The sequence below is a fragment of the Xanthomonas sp. GPE 39 genome (assembly GCF_000963005.1).
Taxonomy (GTDB): Bacteria; Pseudomonadota; Gammaproteobacteria; order Xanthomonadales; family Xanthomonadaceae; genus Xanthomonas_A.
On record NZ_JZHZ01000007.1, the window covers coordinates 958,226 to 979,173 of the forward strand.

The window sequence follows — 20,948 nt, forward strand, 5'->3', positions numbered from 1 at the left end:
GGGAATCGCGCGATCGCGTGGTGGGTCACGATCGCGCTGGCGATTAGTGCGGTTTGGTGCAGGATGCGAATAGGTCGCGCGAGCGGTCGTAGACCGAGGTCTTGACTTGCATCAGGCCCAGCACCGAAGAGAACAAGTTGTCTTGATCGGCGTATTGACGCGACCGGGCTTGCAGGCAGGCCAGATCCAGGCCGCGCGCATTGGCGAAACCCGGCGAAAACCACATCACCATCGGCACATGGGTCTGCTCCTGCGGCGCGATCGCATAAGGTACCCCGTGCAGATACAGGCCTTTTTCGCCCAGCGACTCGCCGTGGTCGGAAAGATAGATCATGGCGGTGTCGTAGTCGGGCATCGCTTGTAGCGTATCCACGGTGCGTGCCAGTAGATGGTCGGTGTACAGCAGCGAGTTGTCGTAGGCGTTGGCGATCAGGTCGCGGCTGCAGTTGCCCAGGTCGGCGGTGTCGCAGGTCGGGGTGAAGTGACGGAACGTCGCCGGGTAACGCTCGAAATAGCTGGGGCCGTGGCTGCCGAGCTGATGCAGTACCACCACGCGGTCGCCGGGTTTGGCACGCACCTGGGCGGCCAGGTCTTTCAACATGATCTCGTCCATGCAGCGTCCGTCCTTGCATAGCTGTGGATCCTTGGCGTCGTCCATGCTCTGTAATGCCAGGCCGTCGCACACGCCTTTGCAGCCGGATTGGTTGTCGCGCCACAAGGTGCTGATGCCGGCGTGTTCGAGCACGTGCAGCAACGATTGGTGCTTGCGAATCGTGCTCTCGTTGTAGTCGTGGCGGCCGAATGGGGAGAACATGCACGGTACCGAGACTTCCGTACTGGTGCCGCACGAGTGCATGTCGGGGAAGTTGATCACTCCCAGCTTGGCTTGTTCGGGCGTGGTCTGGCGGGCGTAGCTGTTGAGCCCCCAGTTTTGTGCGCGCGCGGTTTCACCCAGCACCACCACCAGTAGCCGCGGCTTGCTGCCGGGTGCGCGCGTGGTGGCCTTGGCATCGTGCTCCAGCGGCAGTTTGGCGGCCTTGTGAGTGGGGCCGTCGGATTTGAAGTTCTGCCGCAGTGCGACCAGGTAGTTGATCGGAGTGGCGAGGTAGCGGATCTCGCGATGGTTGCGCATCATCGCCGACAGGTCCTGAAACGACAGCATCGCGCCAATGCCGCCCAGCGCCAGCATGCCCAGCAGGAAGCCGGCGCGGATCGCCACTGCTTTGAGCGGTGAGCGCCGGATCAGGCGTACCCGCCACAGCACCAGGATCGGCAGCGCAGCGTAGAACAGCAGCGGCGCGATCAGCGTCGGCGTCATCAGTTCGCGCGACTCTTTGTGGTCGGTGGCCAGGACGTTGCGCAGCATGTCCGCGTCCAGATAGACGCTGTAGCTGTTCATGTAATGCGCAGCGAACGCGGTACTGATCAGCAGGACGGTCAGGATCGGCTTGGCAATACCGCGCCATAGCAGCAAGCCCAGGAGCAGCCCATGCACCGACAGCAGCAGCAGGAACAGTGACAGTGCCAGCTTCAGGTCGCCGGAGTGGCCATTCATCGCGCTGCGCCAGAACATGCCATTGCAGGCCAAGGCGAAGAACGCGCTGGCCGTCAGTGCCAGCATTTCGTTGCTCAGTTGGGGGCGCCAGGCCCATCCGCGCTTGGAGCCGAGAGGAGGGTGTTGCCGGGGAAAGGACGGGCTCATGCAGTGGGCTTTTCCGCATCGTTTGAAGAGGTGGGGCAGGCTTGTTGCGGCGGCGATGTGTGCGGCCACAGCAAAACACGGTACAGCACCAGCGCCACGCCCCAGCACAGTGCCAGCGTCCACAGGTCATGCGACATGAAGTGCGCTCCGCGCAGTTGCTGGCCGATGCCAAATAGCAGCCCGGCGCCGAGTCCCAGGGCCAGCGCTGGCCAGCGCCAGGAGGGCTTCAGGGCCAACGCGACGAAGTACAGTGCGATCCAGGCATAACCGGCGCTGGCGTGTCCGGCAGGAAAGCATACCCCGCGCGGCATGCCGGCAGGACGTGGTTCGAACAGGCCGATGAACATGTGTTCACCGCCGTAGCGGGTCAGGTCCCATGGGCAATCCATGTTGGTGAGCGACTTCAGCAGGGAGATCACGCCGGTACCCAGCCCCACCGCCAGTAGCAGGTACAGCAGCGGCCAGCGGTAGCGCCGGCGGTCAGGATGGCGCCAGGCCCACAGCGTCAGCACGGCGGTCATCGCCCAGGCCACGCAACTGAGCAATTTGCCATCGTGATGGATCACGCTGCGGGTCAGCACCACATCGCGCAGCGCCCATTGGCCACCTTCCGAGCGGTAGATCAGGTCGGCGATCCAGAAATCCCCACCCAGCCTCATCAGCACGGCGCTCATCAGTAGCACCATGGTCAGAGGGATCAGCGCATGCCACAGATAGAAGTGCCGATGTGCAGCGCAGCCGGTTACCGTTGCGGCGGACGAGTGCGGGGGCGGGCTGGACATGAGCGGCAACCGTGGCCGGTGATGGTCGGGTGAAGGCATGTTGGTGTTGCAAATGTCGGATACATGTCGGAATAGTGTCGAAGAGGGCTTGTCTTCGGTTGCACCAGTCCGGGCGTGCGAGCGTCGGGGCGAATCTTTCAGGGGCCTTCGGGTCGATGGTGCGCTGACGTGGCGTAGTCCGGATATCGTGCCATGATGCTAAGGGTTTTCCATCGATACAGCGCCCTTTCTGACGGGGTTCCGACATGGATCCGTTAGCATGGAGTGCTCTGTCCTCCGTAATGCGAGCGTCCCATGCGGCTGTTAGTGATAGAAGACAACCGAAATCTGGTTGCGAACCTGTTCGACTACTTCGAAGCGCGCGGCCATACCCTGGATGCGGCACCGGACGGCGTGACCGGGCTGCATCTGGCGACGACGCAACAGTATGACGCGCTCATTTTGGACTGGATGCTGCCGCGCCTGGATGGACAGCAAGTGCTGCGCGTGCTGCGCGAGGAGCACCAGACCAACTTACCGGTGATCATGCTGACCGCACGCGACGAATTACCGGACAAGATCGCCGGGTTCCGTGCTGGTGCCGACGACTACCTGACCAAGCCGTTCGCGTTGCCGGAACTAGAGGTTCGGCTTGAGGCGTTGCTGGTGCGAGCCAGTGGCCGCGGCCGCAGCAAGGTGTTGCGTGTGGCCGACCTGCAACTGGATATGGCGACGCTGGAGGTCACGCGTGGCGGGCGCATCCTGCATCTGTATCCGGCCTGCCGTAAGTTGCTGGAAGTGCTGATGCAGGCCAGTCCAGCGGCGGTCACCCGCGATCGCCTGGAGCATGCACTGTGGGGGGATGAGCCGCCGGACGGCGATATGCTGCGCTCGCATATCTACGACCTGCGCCGTAGCATCGACGGCCCGTTCGCAGTCAAGCTGATTCATACCCTGCCGCGCATCGGCTACCGTCTGGCGCTGGTGGAATCCAACGAAGACGAGCATGCCGCTTAGGGCAGGGTTGCGACAGCGGCTGACGCTGTGGTTGATTGGGTATGCGGCGCTGCTCTCGTTGACGGTGTTCGTGCATGGCTACATCGTCAACGCGCAGGCAGAGAAACTGACCTGGCGCTCGCTGCTGACGTTGGAGCTGGAATATTTCCTGGAGCGCAGTGCCAGCGATCCGCATTACCGCTGGATCGATACCCGTACCGTGAGCCTGTACGGCAACCCAGGCGGCGCGCCGTTGCCGCCGGCGGTGGCGGCGCTAGGACCGGGCTTGCACGACGAAGTGCCACTCGCTGGCAGCGAAAAGGTGGTGCTGGTGCGTGACGTGCGCGGTCGCCGCTTGGCACTGGTGCTGGATATCAGCGAATTGCACGACCACGAGGACGATCTGGCGCTGTGGATGCTGGTGTCCAATGCGTTGGCGATCCTGCTGCTTGGTGGACTGGTGCTTTGGGGCATCGGCCGGGTGGTGCAGCCGCTGACCGACATGGCGCAACGCATCGGTCGTCTGCGTCCGGATCGTCCTGGTCAGCGTATCGCCGTGCATCCGCGCGCCAGCGCCGAGCAGGTGGTGATTGCCGATGCGTTGAACGACTATCTTGCGCGCAACGACCTGTTCGTCGCGCGTGAGCGCGCTTTCATCGACAGCACCAGCCACGAGTTACGCACGCCGATAGCCGTGATCGGAGGCGCTGCCGAACTGGCGCTGGAACAGCACGACGTCCCTCCAGGCGTGCGCAACCAGTTGCTGCGCATTCGCCGCGCCGCCAGCGGCGTCGGTCAGTTGATCTCGCTGCTGCTGATGTTGGCCAAGGATCCGGCGCGACTGGCAAGCGGCAACGATCTGGTGCGTCTGGATCAGTTGCTGCCGGACATTGTCGACGACCACCGTCACCTGTGCGCCGATAAGCGTCTGGAACTGGCGCTGGCGCCATTGCCACCGTGCGAGGTGCTGATTCCGCTGGCCATCGTGCAGGTGGCGATCGGCAACCTGTTACGCAACGCAATCGAGAACAGCGACCAAGGCCAAATCCAGATCGGGATGCTGTCGCCCGGTGTTGTTTGTATCGACGATCCAGGCCATGGGATGAGCCCGGAAGAGATCAGCGCGATCTACACTCGCATGGCCCGTGGTGGTAGCCGCGATGGCAGCGGCATCGGCTTGGACTTGATCGCGCGCCTGTGCGAACACCTGGGCTGGGCGCTGCACTTGGATTCGCTGGCCGGTACCGGTACTCGCGCTACCCTGGATCTGAGCAGCGCGTTGAAATCCACGCGCCAGGGCGTGCCCACCTTGCCCGAGTAGGTAGCGTTGGGCTTGCCGGCGCGCAGGGCCGATACGACCACGCTGCATCGCGCATTCGCCAGCGCGGTGTTGAATTTGCCCGCGCACGCAACGGCGCGCGAGTTGCTTGAATGATGCGCTGTGGTCGCAGGCATAGCGCCTGTGTCATGTAAATGAAAACGTGCAGTGATATCACAGAATTTTTCTACATAATCGAGACGGATGCCGAGCGTGTGATTTTTCGCGTGAAATCCACGCGGTAAACGCCAGTCGCCTGTTGCGTGCAACGTCGTATGCTATTTTCACATTGATCACTACAAGGCTATCGGGCATGAAAACAAATGCTTGTGCGCAAGTGCATGGGTGGGGAGTGCGTGTCGGCATGCAGGCCGTTGCTTTGCTGCTGATCGGAGCTGGTACTGCCGTGGCATCGTCGGCGGATGCGGCAGTGCCGACGCTGACCGATGCTGCCGCGCGCGACGTTGATCGCGTGATGCCGCCGTTGCTAGCGACACCGGCACATGTGCAGGTGCGCCAAGCGCTCTCGGCCACGGCAACGCAGGTGGATGGATTCGTCAGCCCAGCGTTTCCCCGAGTGACCAGTGAATTCGCGCGCTTTCGCGAACGCGATGCGGCGTTGACCCCGGAACAGATTCCGGCCTCGCTCAGACGCGCCGATTCGGCTGCGTTCGCACAGATGCAGCGTTATCTCTACAACCGTTATAACGGCGTCACCGTGGTGCGTACCTTGTTCGTGGACGGGCATCTGTTCGATTGCATCCCGTTGTCGCAGCAACCGGGATTGCGCGGCGTCGCGCGGGTGGCGTTGCCGCCGTCGCGTGTTGGAGGGCTCGATGGCGCCTTGCGTAAGCCCTCGCCGAGCGACGCGGCGACCCGCTGCAATGCCGGCACGGTGCCGCTGGAGCGCCTGGGCATTGAGGATCTGGCGAAGGCCACTAGTCTGCGCGAGTTCCTTGGTAAGCCGCCGACCCGTGGTGATCGCGCCGGCACGATCACCGCAGCGGCAGCTTCCAACGGCCACCATTACGCTTCCATGTTTGCCGATACCGAAGGTGCCCCGATCAATGGCGCGGGGGCGGATCTCAATATCTGGACGCCGGTGTTTAGGTCGAGCAACGACTACATGTCGATCAGCCAAATATGGATCTATGGTCAAAGCGATGCGCAACAGCAGCAGACCTTGGAAGTGGGTTGGCAGTTGCGGCCCTCGTATCGGGATTGGGGCAACAAGTCGATCACTTTCATTTATTCCACGCAGGACGGCTACGCCACGACCGGTTGCCACAATCTGGAGTGCGGCGATTTCGTGCAGGTGGTTTCGGACAATGTGCTGGGCACGCCATATGCGGCGGACCGGTACAGCGTCAGTGGCGGCAAACAGGGGCTGATGAGCGTGCAGTACCAGCGCGATTCCGGCGGCAATTGGTGGCTGATGCTGGATGGGACCTGGATCGGCTACTACAAGGCCAGCCTATATTCCGGCGATCTGGCCCAGGGTAGTGCGGCGGTGGGTTTCTCGGCAGGTGGCGAAATCTACGCGAACGATCTGACTCCCAGCACTCCGATGGGCAGCGGCGCGTTCGCTGCTGGCGGCTATCGCAAAGCCGCTTTCCAGGCCAATCATTTTTACCTCGACGACAACTTGGACGCGCATGCGGTCACCAATTTGTCCGCCTATTCGTTGGATTCTCCCACCTGCTATACGTTGGCATTGGCAGGTATGAGCGGGCCGGTGATGAGGGGGGTGAGCAGCATTCGCCTGGCACCGGAAATGCGCAGCGGCGGTTTCTATTTCGGCGGGCCAGGTTGCACGCGCTGATGCGTGTCCGCCCGAGTGGGAGTTGGCGCGTCGATGTAGACCCGCCGACTCAGCGTGGGCGAAGTGTGTGGCCGATGCCGACAGCGGTGCAATCCCGGTATTCGCAAGCGCTGCGGTTTGTTGCAGGCACTTATTCCGGCAGTAGCCCGCGCTGCGCCAGCCAGATGCGTGCGTCCTCAGCATCGTGCTCGAACCAGGCTTGGGTGGAACCGAGCCGATAGGTGTAGCCCCAGGCATCCATATCGGCCATCAGCCGCGCACGGCCGACGCCGGGCAGTGTGTCGGCCAGCAGAATCTGCAGATAGCAGGTGGCGTCCTCTTCCTCCACCGAGTCGGTGGCGTCGGTATGCACTTGCGCGCGGCGTTGCGGTGGCAGCACGATCAGGTGGCAGGCCTCGTGCAGCAACGAATGCACCGGTGTGTCGTCGCGCACGTACACGTTGCTGGCGATCACGCCGGCTTCCGGTTCGCCCCAGTAACTGCCGGGAATGCTGGTGCCTTCGGCGACATGGTGCAGTTCCAATGCGTAGCGAGCCAGCAGCGCGCGTGGCGCTTCCAGACCGATTGCGCCGACTGTCAGAATTTCGCTGATCAATGCGGTCATGGCGGTATCGGTCTGCATTGGCGGTTGACGTGCAGAAAAGGTCGAATGCAGAGCAAGCCACTCTCGTCAGACGCGGACCGCAGACGGTGCCGCGCCCGTGCTCATGGCTGCGCCGCAGTGCCGATCAGGGCGCCGGCCCCTCCGGCAGGGCGACGGAAATATCCAGGACGTCGTGTTCGCCGTCCTTGACCAGATCCACCTTGACCGCGTCGGCGTCGATATTCACGTACTTCTTGATCACTTCCAGCAACTCGCGTTGCAACAGCGGCAGATAGTCCGGGCCGCCGCGTTGGTTGCGTTCCTGGGCGATGATGATCTGCAGGCGGTTCTTCGCGGTCTCGGCGGTGTTCTTTTTAGCCTTGAGAAAATCGAGTAGTCCCATGCTCATCCTCCGAACAGCTTGTTGAAGAAGCCCTTCTTCTCCACGGAGATGAAACGCATCGGACGTTCTTCGCCGAGAATCCGCGCGACCGCGTCGTCGTAGGCCTGTCCGGCCGGGGACTCGCCATCCAGGATCACCGGCTCGCCCTTGTTGGAGGCGTTGAGCACGTCGCCGGACTCGGGGATCACGCCGATCGCCTTCAATCCCAGGACCTCCTGCACATCGGTGATGCTGAGCATTTCTCCGCCCTGCACCCGTGTGGGGCTGTAGCGGGTCAGCAACAAGAACGCAGGCAGGCTCTTGCCGCTCTCGGCCTTGTGGGTCTTGGAGTCGAGCAGGCCCAGGATACGGTCGGAGTCGCGCACCGACGACACCTCAGGATTGACCACCACCACCGCGCGGTCGGCGAAATACATCGCCAGGAACGCGCCTTTCTCGATTCCGGCGGGCGAGTCGCAGACGATGTAGTCGAAGCCGTCGGCGGCCAGATCCTTGAGCACCTTCTCCACGCCGTCCTGGGTCAGCGCATCCTTGTCGCGGGTCTGCGAAGCCGCCAGCACGAACAAGTTGTCGAAGCGCTTGTCCTTGATCAGTGCCTGCTTCAACGTGGCCTCGTTGTGCACCACGTTGACGAAGTCGTACACCACGCGACGCTCGCAGCCCATGATCAGGTCGAGGTTGCGCAAGCCCACGTCGAAGTCGATCACGGCGACTTTCTTGCCGCGCCGCGCAAGTCCGCACGCCAGACTGGCGCTGGTGGTGGTCTTGCCGACGCCGCCCTTGCCGGAGGTGACTACGATAATTTCAGCCAAAGGAATGTCTCCTGATATGTGCGTTGTAGGGCCGCGTCAATCTTGCGCGGCAATTTTGATTTCGTCCTGTTCCAGCCAGACCTGTACGGCTTTGCCGCGCAGTTCCTTGGGAACATCGTCCAGTACCTTGTAATTGCCCGCAATGGCGACCAGTTCGGCGCGGAAATCGCGGCAGAAGATCCGAGCCTCGGTGTTGCCTTGCGCGCCCGCAAGTGCGCGGCCGCGCAGGCTGCCATAGATGTGGATGCTGCCATCGGAGATCACCTCGGCGCCCGCACCGACCGTCGCCATCACGGTCAGATCGCAATTCTCCGCATAGAGCTGCTGGCCCGAACGCACGGCCGTCTTCTGCATGCGCCCTGGTTGTGCTCGCGCCACCGGTGCGGGCGGTGGAGGCGGCGGTGAGACCGGCGCTGCGGCGACGGCAGGCGGACCGCCGTCGATGCGCTCGTATTGCGCCCGGAATTTGGCCAGCAGCGGCAGGCTTAACGCCTCCGATAGCGCTTCGATCTCGCGGGTGCCGTAGGCCAGCGCTACCGGCAACACGCCGGCCTCGCGTAGCCCGTCCAGCAGCGCTTGCGCGGTGGCCACGTCTGGCGCTTGGGCCAGTCCGCCGAAATCGATGATGACGGCGGCGCGGCCGAACAGTTTGGGTGCGCGCTGCACCCGTTCGCGCATTTCTTGGCTCAGGCGCATCACGTCCAACGTGCGCACGCGCAGGTTGGCGATACCGACCTGGCCAATTTTGAGTTCGCCGGCCTGCTCGAAATCCGGATTCACCGACGACATGCTCAGCTTCCCGTCGGGCGTTGTGCCCGCTGCAGGCGGTGAGCGTGGCCGGCCCAGGGGAGTTCGGGCAGCGTTTCGCCATAGGTCTCGCGGACCCAGGTGTAGCTGCACAGGTCCTTCAATAGCATGCTTGTACGCACCTCCACTTCGTTCATGGTGTTTTGGCCGACTTCGCGAAAACCGAAGCTGCCATGGAATAGCAGCGCCGCATCGGCGCCGTGGTCGAGGAAAACCTCGCATGCCAATTGCGGGTAGCGCAATTCGGCGTAGCTCTGTACGTCGGCATAGAACGCCCGGCCGACGCCGCCGCCGCGGCGGCGGCTGGCCACCACGATGCGGTCGATATAGAAAAAGCGCTGGTGGCGTTCGCGGAACCAGGCGAAATTGCTGCTGTCGTGGTCGCTATCGCTGCCGAAGCCGACCAGAAAACCGGCCAGGTTGCCGTCGTGCTCGGCGATGCGGAAGTATTCGGCAGTGTCGTAGAAGTGACGCAGCTTGGTCGAATCCAGGGGCAGAATCGCCAGTCCGGCGTTGTTGTTCAGGGCCAGGACGGAATCGAGCTCGTGCTCGCGCACGTCGCGGATGACGATCGACATTGGGACTCCGTTGCGGATACGCGGGCGGCCCGTGCAGGTCGCCAGCGCGTGAGTATCGCACGCGCGAACCGATGCGGCGAGCCGCGAGGGCATGACTTCCGTGGGAGTGCAATGCGTGCCGTTCATTCCTAAGATGCGTAGATGTTGGGAAACCTCAGTCATACCCGCGTCTTGCGCTATGCAGGCCTGTTCACCTGGGCCATCATCGCCATGCCGCTGGTCTACAGCTATCTGGTGCCGATCAAAGATGGGGTCCAGCCGGCCGTTCACGAGGCGCGCTGGGTGTTCGCGGCTTACCTCGGGTTCGGGATCAGCTATTTCTGGCTCACCCGCGGGCTGAGCAGCGGCGGGTACAGTCGCTGGTATGACCGGTTGATCCTGCTGCTGTTGACCGGTTTCGCGCTTGCCGTGAGCTACTTCAACGGCTCGGGCCTGGGCAGCATCCTGATGATGGTCACCGCCGGGGTGATCCCGTGGATGTTGCCGGCGCGCATCGGTGTGGTCTGGCTGCTGTTGAGTCAGTTGGCGGTGTTGCCGGTGTACCACTTGATCATGCAGTTCCCGCTGTTCGACTCGCTGATGCAGTCGCTGTTGTACGGCGGTTTTTGTATGTTCATTTTTGTCACTGGCTTGGTCGCGCGGCAGCAGACCCAGGCGCGTGAGGAGCAGCGTCAGCTCAACGCCGAACTGCGTGCGACCCGCGCGCTGCTGGCCGAAAGCGCCCGTATCAACGAGCGCACCCGCATCTCCCGCGAGCTGCACGATCTGCTCGGTCACCACTTGACCGCGCTGAGCCTGAATCTGGAGGTGGCCGGTCACATCACCGAGGGGCGTGCCCAGGAACATGTGCAACAGGCGCACACTCTGGCCAAGCTGCTGTTGACCGACGTGCGCGAGGCGGTCAGCCAACTGCGCGACAGTGGTGCGATCGATCTGGCCGCAGCGTTGCGGCCGTTGGCGGAGCGGTTGCCGGCGCTACAGATTCACCTGCAGGTGCAAGAGCCGTTAACGGTGGAGGATCCCGAGCGCGCGCACGTTCTGTTGCGTTGTACTCAGGAGATCATCACCAATGCGGTGCGCCACGCGCGGGCCCATAACCTGTGGATTCAGGTGCGTCGCGATGGCCCGCATGTGGTCATCCATGCCCATGACGATGGACGCGGTTGCCAGACGTTGTTGCCCGGTAATGGCTTGCGCGGCATGCGCGAACGCTTGAGCCAGTACGGCGGCGACTTGGATATCGAGACGTCCTCGGGCGCGGGTTTCCGCTTGCGTGCCGTGGTTCCGGTGGGTGTCACGCTCGCGCTGCTGTTGCCCGTGGTTCTGCCAGGAGTGTTGTGATGATTCGTGTGTGTCTGGTCGATGATCAAACCCTCGTGCGGCAGGGGATCCGCTCGCTGCTCGCGCTCGATGGCGGCATTGAGGTTGTGGCCGAGGCCGGGGACGGTCGTCAGGCGGTGGATCTGATTCCGCAGGTCAGTCCCGATGTGGTGCTGATGGATATGCGCATGCCGGCGATGTCCGGGCTGGAGGCGCTGCAGTTGCTGTCGCGTGCCGGGGCGCTGCCGCCGACCATTATTTTGACCACCTTCGACGACGATCAGTTGGTGCTGGCTGGGCTGAAGGCCGGTGCCAAGGGCTATTTGCTCAAAGATGTCTCGCTGGAGCAACTGGTCGGCGCGATCCGCACCGTGGCCGCTGGCGGATCGTTGGTGCAGCCGGTGGTGACTCAGCGCCTGCTGTCTGGCTTGGAGCACATGCGCAATGACTTCGTGAGCCTGGATCGTCCGGACCCACTGACCGACCGCGAGACCGAGATCCTGCGGTTGATGGCCAGCGGATTCTCCAACAAGGAGATCGCCAATTCATTGGGCGTGGCCGAAGGCACGATCAAAAACCATGTCTCTAACATTCTCTCCAAGCTCGGCGTGCGCGATCGCACCCGGGCCGTGCTGAAAGCGTTCGAGTTGCAGTTGGTCTGAGCGCTGTTAAGGCGAACGGGTGCCGATATGTCGGGTTCAGGTGTGTCGGCGGGGCGTCCTCACGCTGCCGTTTTCAGTCCTTGTCCAGTGGATTGGTCTGTCGTGAGAGCGTTGATCTTGTCGGCATTGGGGCATGCGGCCACGTTGTCAGTGCCTGGCTTTACGTGCCGCTGCGCGTCACTGCCCAGCGCCGCGTCGGTTGCACTGGTCTTGTCACGCGTGCCAGTGCCATACGCGTCGCTGCGTGCCAGCGCCGAGGGGCGGCTGCGGCAGTGGATGGCGTGTCATTCCGTGATGGGCTGACCACGGGGAGAGCGAAGCCTGCTAGGATAAGAGCTTCGCTTCATCAACCCGCATCAACCTGGCCGTGGGATCGGCCCCGGAGACCTGCTGAATGACCCGTATTATCGAATTCTTGATCGCCCTGGGGATCGTGGCTGGCCTGTTCGTTATCCTTGGCTTGATGCTGCCTTCGGAGCGTCACATGTCCGAAAGCGTCGAGACCAATCGGCGTATGACCATTGTCTATGACACCGTGAACAGTCTGCGTCGGTTCAAGGACTGGAATCCTCTGTTGCTGCGTGACCCGCACGTCGATCTGAAGCTGTCCGGCCCGGAATCGGGCGTCGGTGCGCGTCTGGATTACACCTCCAAGGAGGGATACATCGGCAAGGGAAGCTGGACCATCACCTCGACCGAGAAGGATAAGGACGTCGTCATCGCCATCGATGACGAGAGCAAGGGCAAGGACAAGACCACGACCTTCAAGCTGGAATCGACCGGCAAGAACGGTCGTAACGTGAAGATTACCCAGGACTACTCGGTGCGGTACGGCTGGGACCTGCTGGGCCGTTACGCCGGTCTGTATGTGAGTCGTCACGTTGGCGACGATATCAAGCTGGGTCTGTCGCGCCTGACCAACGTGCTGGCCAGCGTGCCGAACGTGGACTATCGCTCTGAAGACACCCCGCTGACGGATCTGAAGGTCGTTGACGTTCCCGCCGAGGATCTGCTGGTGGTCAACGCGGGCAACATCGACCGCGACAACGACTCCATCAAGAAGTCCATCAAGGACAACCAGGAGTGGATCAAGCGCGTGATCGAGGCCAATGGCCTGGAAGCGGCGGGTCCGTTGCGCATCGTCACCACCGACTTCGGTTCCGAAAAGTACGCTTTCGACGTCGCCCAGCCGGTGCGCAAGCGTGCTGGCGGCGCGTCCAAGTCCGACAAGTCCGAAGACAAGAAGTCCGAAGACAAAAAGAAGGACGAAGCGAAGAAAGACGATGCGCCCGCCGCGCCGGTCGATGCGACCCCGGTCGCCGCCGTCGGCGACCCGCTGAAGGTGACCATCCCGCAGGGGGCTCCGGTGACCTATACGCGCACCCAAGCGCACCGCTCCGCGTTCGCCAGCTATGTCGGCCACATGGCCGGCCTGGATACGGCACGTAATGCGGTTCGTGCCTGGGCTGCGACCAGCGGTTACGAAGTAACCGACCGTCCATACGAAGTCTGGAAGGGTGGTGTGGATAAGGCGTTCACGCCGGATGGCAGTTACGACATCTACTGGGCAATCAAGTAAGTCCCGAACGGATGCAATGAGTGAACCCGGAACGCGCCGCATTTTGCGGCGCGTTCTGTTTATGGGCTGCTGCAAATGCTTGCTCCAGCCTGGAGGCAAATGTCCATGCTGACTTTCGATCACCGCTCGCGCGGCCCATATTGGCTATCCAGCGTCGGCGCGCTGTTGGCGGCCGTTGCCATCGGCCTGTCCGCTTACGCCGCACATGCGGTCCTCGCGCCGCTGGCGCAATCGCATCTGCAGACGGCGGCGTTGTATGCCTTTGGTCACGGGTTGGCGTTGGCGGCGCTGGGCCGCCGCAGTGGGCGGATGCTCGCGCGTGTCGCGCTCTGCCTGTTACTGCTGGGAACTGTGCTGTTCTCGGGGAGCTTGGTCGGCAATGCGCTGGCCCAATGGTCGACGCGGTTGGCGCCGATCGGTGGCGTCACCCTGATGCTGGGCTGGCTGCTGTGGGCGATGGATGCGCTGCGCCGCTGAGGCGTCTCGGTCTTGTGACCTCGAACATGGCGTCTGTCTTGCCTGAGATGCCACTGCCGTCTAGTGTCCGTTGCGTCGCAGGGGCGTTGCGCTCTCGCTTAGGCGGATGCCGTGTCCTGCCAGCACCAATGCCAGGGTTCGTAGACGATGCCGTGTGGATTATCGCGCGGATAGCTCATTCGGTAGCCGAAGGCGCTGGCATGCGCGCGCAGCCAGGCGAAGGCCTGGGTATGTTCGAAGCTTTCCTCGGCTGGTGGTTCGCCCGGTGTACCGATGTCCAGCGCATGGCCGCTGTGGTGTTCGCTGAAACCGGGAGCGGCGTTGACCGCGAGAATCTCCGTCAGGCTCAGTCCGCGCTCGGCCTTGCGCGCGAAGATGCCGAGTTGGTAGTCGTGACTGCGATAGCCGGAAATCGCCTCCAGCACCACGCCATCGCGTGCGGCGGCATGGCGCATGGCTCGCCACGCGCGTGCCGCACCCGCGCTCAGCCAGAGTGGTCGCGCATAGCGGTCGCGGCCAGCGGTGTGCAGGCTACTCGGTTCCGGTTGCAGTGCCAGCCCGGTGCGCTGCGCATAGTCCTCGGCCGCTAGACCAAGCACGGCCAGACGTTGTTGCAGCGCGGTCAGCGGCAGCCACGCTGTCTCCGCGGTGATCGGCCTGCGCGGTACGGGGTGCGCATCGAGACGATCCAGCGCCGCTTCGATGCCGGGCTCGTGCATCAAGCGTGGTACCAGCGCCCGGAGCGCATGTGCGGTTGCCGTCGCCAGATAGCGGCCGTCGCGCTTGCGTCGCAGCAGCCAGATCGCCTGTGCGAGCTGGCGTGCATCGGCGTTGCCGCGCGCACGCAGCAGCGCGGCCGGCAGCAGTTCGATGGTGTCGGTGTTGAGCAATAAGGTCGGGGTCGCGCGCATCGGCACAGAGTAGAGCCAAGCCGTGTGCAGGGCCAGTTGGCGCTGCCGATGGTTCGGTGTTGTCGGTTGTCGTGGCGCGTTCAGCGGCACGCGTAGCAACCCTTGCTTGCCTCATTGACGCATGTCGCCTGACGCGGACGCATTAGCCGTTGAAGATATGCACCGGCGTGGCGAAGCCGTCCAGATGATGGGTGCCGGTAGGGATATCGCTGCGATACATGCCAGGCGTCTGCACGATGCAACGCTTGCCCACACGCACGCCTGCGGCGATGGCGACCTGTCGTCCCAGGGTTGCTTGGCTGCCGATGTTGGCCTCGGCACCGACGAATGCGCCAGGGTCGATCCATACGCCGTTACCGACCTTGACGCCATGTTCCAGCACTGCCGCTGTGCCGATCCAGCTATTGAAGCCAATGTCACAGTGTGGGCCGACGATCGCGCCGACGCCGATCATGCCGTTTTCGCCGATCCTTGCACTGGCGGCCACATACGCGCCAGGGCAGATCAGCGGTGGCATTTTGAAGCTGCGCGCCTTGAGTTCGCCCATCAGTTCTTGGCGGCGCAGATTGAGGAACTGCGCGTCCCAGGCGACGAAGGCAGTGGCACCGTTGCCAGGCACGGCGCGCAGGGTGTCCAGGTCGAAGCGGTAGTCCTTGCCTTGCGCGATCTCCACCGGGTGCAGCACGGTGTCCGGTGCCGCCTCGGCCCATGCCGCCAGTGCCCAGCGCAGCAACGCACCGCTGCCGAGCACGTATTTTTCACAGGACATGCCGTCCCTCCATGACATCCATGTACCAACGTTCGACCTGCATGTTGAGGTGATCGTAGTCGCCCAACACGGCACGTGGCGTGTCTGCGCGCAGTCCCGATTGCACTTGTTCCATCACCTCGATGTCCTCGCGCAATACTTTCTCGGCGCCTTGCAGATGTCCCAGCAGCACTGCGTCGGAACCGGAGTAGCGACATTTCTTGCGTGCGGTGACGTAGTAAACGATCAGGTCGGTGCGTTGCGCGGAGACCGGCTGGTGGTGCTCGATGATGAAGGAGTAACCACCGGATCCCGATGCGATATGCAGGTTCGGATACAACAGCCAGTTCAGATACCAGTCGTCGTTGCCGAAACGTTCGACGTTGTCGTGCCAGGCGTAGTGAGGCAGGGCGAGCAGCGGTTCGTTGAGGCCGCCGCCGCTGAACCCGCGCAAGCGGGCCAGGTGCTGTTCCGGCGAGGCGCTGCCTTCGGCATGATAGCGGCGCGCCTGGGCGATGTCGGTCGCGTCCATCTGCACCTGGAACTTCACCTGTTGCGCCAGCGTGCGTGCGTGTACGAAGCGAGGATGCAGCGCATCGCGTAGGTTCTCGTAAGCCAGTTTCCAGTTGCAATGCGCTTGGATGGTCGCCACGAGCACTTCGTCGTCGAACTGTTGCGATGCGGCTTGCAGCATGTCCAGGGCCTGCAGCGAGAATTGCGCCTCCAGCGGCAGCGGCGTGGCCGATACGTTCACGAACACCAGGTTGCCGATGCAGGCCAGAGCGAAGCGGCGTAGCCGCAGGCAGGCGCGTGTGTCTGGCGGTAGCCGATAGGCTTCGTCCTGGAAGGGAATGTGCTCCACGCCGCCATCGGCGCCATAGCGCCAGCCGTGATAGCCGCAGATCAGCGGTCGCACGCCCTGTGCTTGTTCCTGCAGGGGGTTTTGCCGATGCAGGCACACGTTGTCGAACGCCCGCAGTTCGCCATCGATGTTCTGCACGACGACATCCACCCCGCACAGCGTGCGCCGGACGAAGGCGTTGGGCTTGTTCAGCAGCATGCGTGGGGCAACGAACTGCCACAGGGGAGTCATCAGGCGTTCGCGTTCGCGGGCGAACCAGGCTTCGTCGATGTAGGCCGCCGCCGGCATCAGTGAGTACATGCACGGCTCCTGCGGGTCGACTGGGCATGTGTTGGTGCACGCAGCCTGGGCAAGCGGATGCTGCGCGCGTGGCGATACCCGGCAGTGCGGTGTGTCATGGCGACATCCCTGGAGTCGACACGAAGATAGCATTCTGCCACTGAGCATCGCAGCTCGCGCACCGCCGCCGACAGCGCGCCGCGCCGGGACGTAGAATAACGGCCCTTCTTCGTGCAGGTGCCGCTGTGATGGTCACTCTGGGAACCCCGTTGTCCGCGTCCGCCACCCGCGTGCTGTTGCTCGGTTCGGGCGAACTGGGCAAGGAAGTGGCAATCGAATTGCAGCGCTTCGGGGTGGAGGTGATTGCGGTGGACCGCTACGCCGATGCGCCGGCGATGCAGGTTGCGCACCGCAGCCATGTGATCGACATGCTCGATCCGATGGCGTTGCAAGATCTGATTGCGCGCGAGCGTCCGCACCTGATCGTGCCGGAGATCGAGGCGATCCACACCGAGACGTTGGTCGCGCTGGAGCGCGACCACGGCCAGCGGGTGATCCCCACGGCACGCGCGGCGCGACTGACGATGGACCGCGAAGGCATCCGTCGCCTGGCCGCCGAAACTCTGCATTTGCCGACCTCGCCGTACCGCTTCGTCGATACGCCCGAACAGTACCGTGCGGCGATTGCCGCGGTGGGCTTGCCATGTGTGGTCAAGCCGGTGATGTCGTCCTCGGGCAAGGGCCAGAGCACGCTGCGCAGCGAGGCCGACATCGAGGCCGCGTGGCAGTACGCGCAGACCGGCGGTCGTGCTGGCGCCGGTCGTTGCATCGTGGAGGGATTCATTGACTTCGACTATGAAATCACCCTGTTGACCGTGCGTCACGTCGGTGGCACCGCGTTTTGCGATCCGATCGGGCATTGGCAGCAGGATGGCGATTACCGCGAGAGCTGGCAGCCGCAGCCGATGTCGGCGTTGGCCCTGCAGCGCGCGCAGGAGATCGCGCACGCAGTCACCGATGCGCTTGGCGGTTGGGGTCTGTTCGGCGTGGAGTTGTTCGTCAAGGGCGACCAGGTCTGGTTCAGCGAGGTGTCGCCACGTCCGCACGATACTGGTCTGGTCACGCTGATTTCGCAGGAACTGAGCGAATTCGCGCTGCATGCGCGTGCGATTCTCGGCTTGCCCATTCCGACGATCCGTCAGCATGGGCCGTCGGCGTCGTGCGCGCTGCTGGCGCACGGCGAAGGCGTTCCCTCGTTCGGCAATGTCGACGCGGCGTTGCAGGCTCCAGACACCGCGTTGCGCCTGTTCGGCAAGCCGAGCGTGCACGGCCATCGTCGCGTGGGCGTGACCCTGGCACGTGGTGCAGACATCGCGCAGGCGCGGCAGATCGCCCGCGATGCGGCGGCGGCATTGCACATCCACTTGCACGCTTGAGTCGCGTCCGCGCGGCGCGTCGGCGTGACGTTGGCCCTGGCGCCTGGATCAGACGCAGGGTGAGGAGCGGCCGGTTAACGCGGGCAGGATCGCGTTGTGCGCTCGCTTATGGTGCCGCAGCCACATCGACCCAGACCAGATGGTGGTCGCTGCCGTCGGCGATTGCCGCAGTCGGTTGATTGGATGTCGGCCAGAACACGCCGCTGTCCAGGTAGCGCAGATTCCGCGATGGCAGCACGTAATCCAGGTGCAGGGTGCCTGCCTTCGGCCCGAAATCCCCGGTGACCTGTTGCGGCGGGCCGCGATGGGCGATGCCGTTGGCGGCGTAGGCGCGCGTGGTTTGCTCGCCGCCGGCACTGCGCGGAGGCGGATACTGCAGCACGCGCGGATGCGCGATCAGGGCAGCGATGGCATCGTGGCGACCGTCGCCGTCGATTGGATCGTTGTTGAGGTCGCCCAGGATCACGAAGCGTGCATCGGCGGCCAGGCCGCCGCAGCGGCCGGCGTCGTCGCATAGCCAGTTCGCCTTGCCGGTGCCGGCATCGTCGAGATATTCGCGCCACACCCGCAATTCGTCGTGGTTGCGTGCGGCATTACGCTTCTCCGCGCCATCGAACACCGGTGGGGTGGGGTGCGCCACCAGTGCATGGATCACCCCCAGCGGCGTGCGGACCGGGACGTCCCAGTGCGATTTGGACGACAGCCGCAGTTGCGCCCAGACGTCGTCGCGGTGGAAGAAGTGGCCGCTGGCTGGATCGACCGGGCGCAGTGCACCGGGCATCGCGCTCCACTTCAAGAATCGGAAACTGCGTACCGCTGCGGTATCGATCGGATACTTGGACAGCAGCAACATGCCGTATTGGCCCGGATGCAGGCCGTAGCCCCAGGCATCGTTGCCGCGTGCGCGGCCTTCGCCGCCGACATGGCCGTCGTTATCCAGGTCCAGGCCGCTGGGCACGCCGGTGTTCACTGGCGCGAGGTAGTGATAGGGGTAGTGCAAGGCGGTGCCGCCGTGCGGCTGGGGGACGGCCAGATAGCGTTGCTCGAACAGGTCGGCGGCACGGTGGGCATCGTCGTAGTCGAATTCGTTGAGCAGCACCAGATCCGGGCGCACCTGTTGCAGCACCGCGGCGATCTTGCGCGCCTGCGCGCTGTCGCCTTGCAGTGCGGCGATCAGGCCGCCGGAGACGTCGGAATTGAGCGAGGTGTTGTAGGTGGCCAGGCGCAGATGCGCGGAGGCGGGCGCGGCAGGGTCGGTCATCGCAGTGGAGGTGGTGCGTGCGCAGGCGCCGCACAGCAGGATCAGGGTAATCAGGAAGAGGCGTGGCGTCATCCAGGCAGTGTCGCATGCGTTGTATGTCCGCACGATGGCGCGCGGCTAATTCCGCAGATGCTGCACGAACTCGTCGAAGTCACGCCAATGGCGGCCGTCGTAGGCCTGTAGCGGGCGGAAGCGGCGTTTGTAGTCCATTTTTCGATGGCCACGGATCCAGTAGCCCAGATACAGATAACGCAGCCCCGCGCGTTTGGCCCAGGCGATCTGTTGCAGGATCGCCAGCGTGCCCAGGCTGCGTTCGGCCGCGTCGGGCGCGTAGAAGGTGTACACCGCCGATAAGGCTTGCGTTGTGATGTCGGTGACCGCCACCGCTAGCAGTGGCCCGTGGCCGCCATCCAGCGTGCGTTGCCGCAGTTCCAGGAAGCGTCCCTGCGACCAGCGACCGATCAGGAATTGGTCGAACTCGTGCGCGCTGTGGTCGTCCATGCCTCCGCCGGGGTGGCGCGCACGCAGGTAGCGCTGGTACAGCGCCAAGTGTTCCTCGGTGCGTTCGGTGGCGACCAGGCGCATGTCCAGATCGGCGTTGCGTGCAAGGCAGCGACGTTGGCTCCGATCGGGAACGAAATCCTCGATGCAGACACGCACCGCCACGCAGGCGCGACAGTGTTCGCAATGTGGGCGGTAGACCAGATCGCCCGAGCGACGAAAGCCCCAACTCAGCGCGAGCGGATACAGCGCATCCAGACGTCGGTCCTCAGGATCCAGCACGAGGTCGCGGGCCTGTCGCTCGGGCCAGTAGCCGCATGCGTGCTGTCCGGTTTGGAACAGTTGCAGATTGTCGTTGGCGTCGGAGTGGATGGCCATGCGTCGAGCATAGCGTTTCGCCATGGCTGTCCATCGGATGAATGTGTACCGCTTCAGGTCAACCGTGATGGGGGCCGGGCGTTGTCTACGAGGACGGTGTCGTTGCGCCGGTTCGCATCGCGAGCCGACCACGCGCACCGACCACTGCCACCCCGGCAGATTCCTCATCATCCTCAGGGAGTGTCCCATGCATTACCGTAATCCGTTGCTTGCCCTGGCTGTGCTCGTCGCGCTCTCCGGTGCCGCGTATGCCGCCAACCCGCCGTCGGCCGAGACTGGCGGTTTCGCCCGGCTCGATACGAACGGCGACGGCGTCATCGACCACAACGAGGCCGCCGCCAATCCGCGCCTGGCCGCGCATTTTGACGCGCTGGACAAGAATCACGATGGCAGGCTCAGCCCCGAGGAGTGGCCACGGCACGGCCACCACGACCATCTAAAGGCGCTACTGACCAAGCTGGATGCCAATCAGGATGGGCGGATCAGTCGTGTCGAAGCGCAGGTCGATCCTGCGTTTGCCGCGCGTTTCGACAAGATGGACGTCAACAGGGATGGCTTCGTCGACCGTGCCGATTTCGAACTGCGCGCCGAGCAGCATCGCGATGCCTGGTTCACCGCTGCCGATACCAACAGGGACGGAATGCTTAGCCGTGCCGAGTTCGATGCGGCGCACGCCAGACATGGGGCGCAACGCGCGGATGCGTCGATGCCGGCCACTGTCACGCGCTGATGCTGGTTGGGCCTGATTTCTG

At 63.7% G+C, this 20,948-nt stretch carries 21 protein-coding genes; 9 read left to right on the forward strand and 12 right to left on the reverse strand.

Going from position 1 to position 20,948, the window contains the following annotated elements; translation table 11 throughout:
• Positions 1–43 precede the first annotated feature (43 nt).
• Both XALGPE39_RS04045 and XALGPE39_RS04050 read right to left on the reverse strand, forming a co-directional pair.
• Entirely contained in the window at positions 44–1,702 is a 1,659-nt protein-coding gene (locus XALGPE39_RS04045; protein ID WP_045727091.1) for a phosphoethanolamine--lipid A transferase, read from the reverse strand.
• Entirely contained in the window at positions 1,699–2,484 is a 786-nt protein-coding gene (locus tag XALGPE39_RS04050) for a phosphatase PAP2 family protein (protein WP_045727092.1), read from the reverse strand. The genes XALGPE39_RS04045 and XALGPE39_RS04050 overlap by 4 nt, the downstream gene beginning before the upstream one ends.
• A 294-nt stretch (positions 2,485–2,778) precedes the next feature.
• Between XALGPE39_RS04050 and XALGPE39_RS04055 the strand changes: the two genes are divergently transcribed.
• The 3 genes from XALGPE39_RS04055 to XALGPE39_RS04065 all read left to right on the forward strand — a co-directional run bounded on the left by XALGPE39_RS04055 (position 2,779) and on the right by XALGPE39_RS04065 (position 6,599).
• Positions 2,779–3,480, forward strand: a complete 702-nt coding sequence (locus XALGPE39_RS04055; RefSeq protein WP_045727093.1) for a response regulator transcription factor — start codon at positions 2,779–2,781, stop codon at positions 3,478–3,480.
• On the forward strand, positions 3,470–4,780 hold the full coding sequence (locus XALGPE39_RS04060; RefSeq protein ID WP_045727094.1) for a HAMP domain-containing sensor histidine kinase: 1,311 nt from the start codon (positions 3,470–3,472) through the stop codon (positions 4,778–4,780). Before XALGPE39_RS04055 ends, XALGPE39_RS04060 begins: the two co-directional genes overlap by 11 nt.
• A 310-nt stretch (positions 4,781–5,090) precedes the next feature.
• A complete protein-coding gene (locus tag XALGPE39_RS04065; protein ID WP_161795316.1) occupies positions 5,091–6,599 on the forward strand; it encodes a neprosin family prolyl endopeptidase in 1,509 nt (502 codons plus the stop codon).
• A 130-nt stretch (positions 6,600–6,729) separates the two neighbouring features.
• Here XALGPE39_RS04065 and XALGPE39_RS04070 read toward each other — a convergent pair whose 3' ends face one another.
• The 5 genes from XALGPE39_RS04070 to XALGPE39_RS04090 form a co-directional block, all read right to left on the reverse strand.
• Positions 6,730–7,221, reverse strand: a complete 492-nt coding sequence (locus XALGPE39_RS04070; RefSeq protein ID WP_045727095.1) for a hypothetical protein — start codon at positions 7,219–7,221, stop codon at positions 6,730–6,732.
• A 106-nt stretch (positions 7,222–7,327) separates the two neighbouring features.
• Positions 7,328–7,585, reverse strand: coding sequence for a cell division topological specificity factor MinE (gene minE / locus XALGPE39_RS04075; RefSeq protein WP_045727096.1), 258 nt, complete (start codon positions 7,583–7,585; stop codon positions 7,328–7,330).
• Positions 7,586–7,587: 2 nt separating this feature from the next.
• The gene (gene minD, locus XALGPE39_RS04080) at positions 7,588–8,397 is read right to left on the reverse strand and encodes a septum site-determining protein MinD (RefSeq protein WP_045727097.1); all 810 of its coding nucleotides are present in this window, start codon (positions 8,395–8,397) and stop codon (positions 7,588–7,590) included.
• A 36-nt stretch (positions 8,398–8,433) separates the two neighbouring features.
• Positions 8,434–9,186 carry a septum site-determining protein MinC gene (minC, locus tag XALGPE39_RS04085; RefSeq protein ID WP_045727098.1) on the reverse strand — a complete coding sequence of 251 codons (753 nt, stop codon included), beginning with the start codon at positions 9,184–9,186 and terminating at the stop codon, positions 8,434–8,436.
• 2 nt (positions 9,187–9,188) lie between these two features.
• A complete protein-coding gene (locus XALGPE39_RS04090; protein ID WP_045727099.1) occupies positions 9,189–9,782 on the reverse strand; it encodes a GNAT family N-acetyltransferase in 594 nt (197 codons plus the stop codon).
• A gap of 141 nt (positions 9,783–9,923) precedes the next feature.
• On the opposite strand from XALGPE39_RS04090, the gene XALGPE39_RS04095 reads away from it, so the two are divergent.
• The 4 genes from XALGPE39_RS04095 (at position 9,924) to XALGPE39_RS04110 (ending at position 13,820) form a co-directional block, all read left to right on the forward strand.
• Positions 9,924–11,123: a sensor histidine kinase gene (locus XALGPE39_RS04095; protein ID WP_045727100.1), complete on the forward strand. Its 1,200-nt coding sequence runs from the start codon at positions 9,924–9,926 to the stop codon at positions 11,121–11,123.
• On the forward strand, positions 11,123–11,764 hold the full coding sequence (locus tag XALGPE39_RS04100; protein WP_045727101.1) for a response regulator transcription factor: 642 nt from the start codon (positions 11,123–11,125) through the stop codon (positions 11,762–11,764). The genes XALGPE39_RS04095 and XALGPE39_RS04100 overlap by 1 nt, the downstream gene beginning before the upstream one ends.
• 394 nt (positions 11,765–12,158) lie before the next feature.
• Positions 12,159–13,343, forward strand: coding sequence for a polyketide cyclase (locus tag XALGPE39_RS04105; protein ID WP_045727102.1), 1,185 nt, complete (start codon positions 12,159–12,161; stop codon positions 13,341–13,343).
• 105 nt (positions 13,344–13,448) lie between these two features.
• Positions 13,449–13,820, forward strand: a complete 372-nt coding sequence (locus tag XALGPE39_RS04110; RefSeq protein WP_045728948.1) for a DUF423 domain-containing protein — start codon at positions 13,449–13,451, stop codon at positions 13,818–13,820.
• 98 nt (positions 13,821–13,918) lie between these two features.
• Here XALGPE39_RS04110 and XALGPE39_RS04115 read toward each other — a convergent pair whose 3' ends face one another.
• The 3 genes from XALGPE39_RS04115 to XALGPE39_RS04125 all read right to left on the reverse strand — a co-directional run bounded on the left by XALGPE39_RS04115 (position 13,919) and on the right by XALGPE39_RS04125 (position 16,641).
• The gene (locus tag XALGPE39_RS04115; protein ID WP_045727103.1) at positions 13,919–14,731 is read right to left on the reverse strand and encodes a M15 family metallopeptidase; all 813 of its coding nucleotides are present in this window, start codon (positions 14,729–14,731) and stop codon (positions 13,919–13,921) included.
• A 142-nt stretch (positions 14,732–14,873) separates the two neighbouring features.
• A complete protein-coding gene (locus XALGPE39_RS04120) occupies positions 14,874–15,500 on the reverse strand; it encodes a DapH/DapD/GlmU-related protein (protein ID WP_045727104.1) in 627 nt (208 codons plus the stop codon).
• Entirely contained in the window at positions 15,490–16,641 is a 1,152-nt protein-coding gene (locus tag XALGPE39_RS04125; protein ID WP_045727105.1) for an aromatic ring-hydroxylating dioxygenase subunit alpha, read from the reverse strand. Before XALGPE39_RS04125 ends, XALGPE39_RS04120 begins: the two co-directional genes overlap by 11 nt.
• A gap of 227 nt (positions 16,642–16,868) precedes the next feature.
• Between XALGPE39_RS04125 and purT the strand changes: the two genes are divergently transcribed.
• On the forward strand, positions 16,869–18,056 hold the full coding sequence (purT, locus tag XALGPE39_RS04130) for a formate-dependent phosphoribosylglycinamide formyltransferase (RefSeq protein WP_045727106.1): 1,188 nt from the start codon (positions 16,869–16,871) through the stop codon (positions 18,054–18,056).
• 106 nt (positions 18,057–18,162) lie between these two features.
• Here the strand turns inward: purT and XALGPE39_RS04135 are convergent, their stop codons facing one another.
• Complete coding sequence (locus tag XALGPE39_RS04135) at positions 18,163–19,389, reverse strand: endonuclease/exonuclease/phosphatase family protein (protein ID WP_045727107.1); 1,227 nt, start codon at positions 19,387–19,389, stop codon at positions 18,163–18,165.
• Between the two features lie 45 nt (positions 19,390–19,434).
• Complete coding sequence (locus XALGPE39_RS04140) at positions 19,435–20,220, reverse strand: arginyltransferase (RefSeq protein WP_343123015.1); 786 nt, start codon at positions 20,218–20,220, stop codon at positions 19,435–19,437.
• A gap of 163 nt (positions 20,221–20,383) precedes the next feature.
• Between XALGPE39_RS04140 and XALGPE39_RS04145 the strand changes: the two genes are divergently transcribed.
• Positions 20,384–20,926, forward strand: coding sequence for an EF-hand domain-containing protein (locus tag XALGPE39_RS04145; RefSeq protein WP_045727108.1), 543 nt, complete (start codon positions 20,384–20,386; stop codon positions 20,924–20,926).
• The last annotated feature ends 22 nt before the right edge of the window (positions 20,927–20,948 follow it).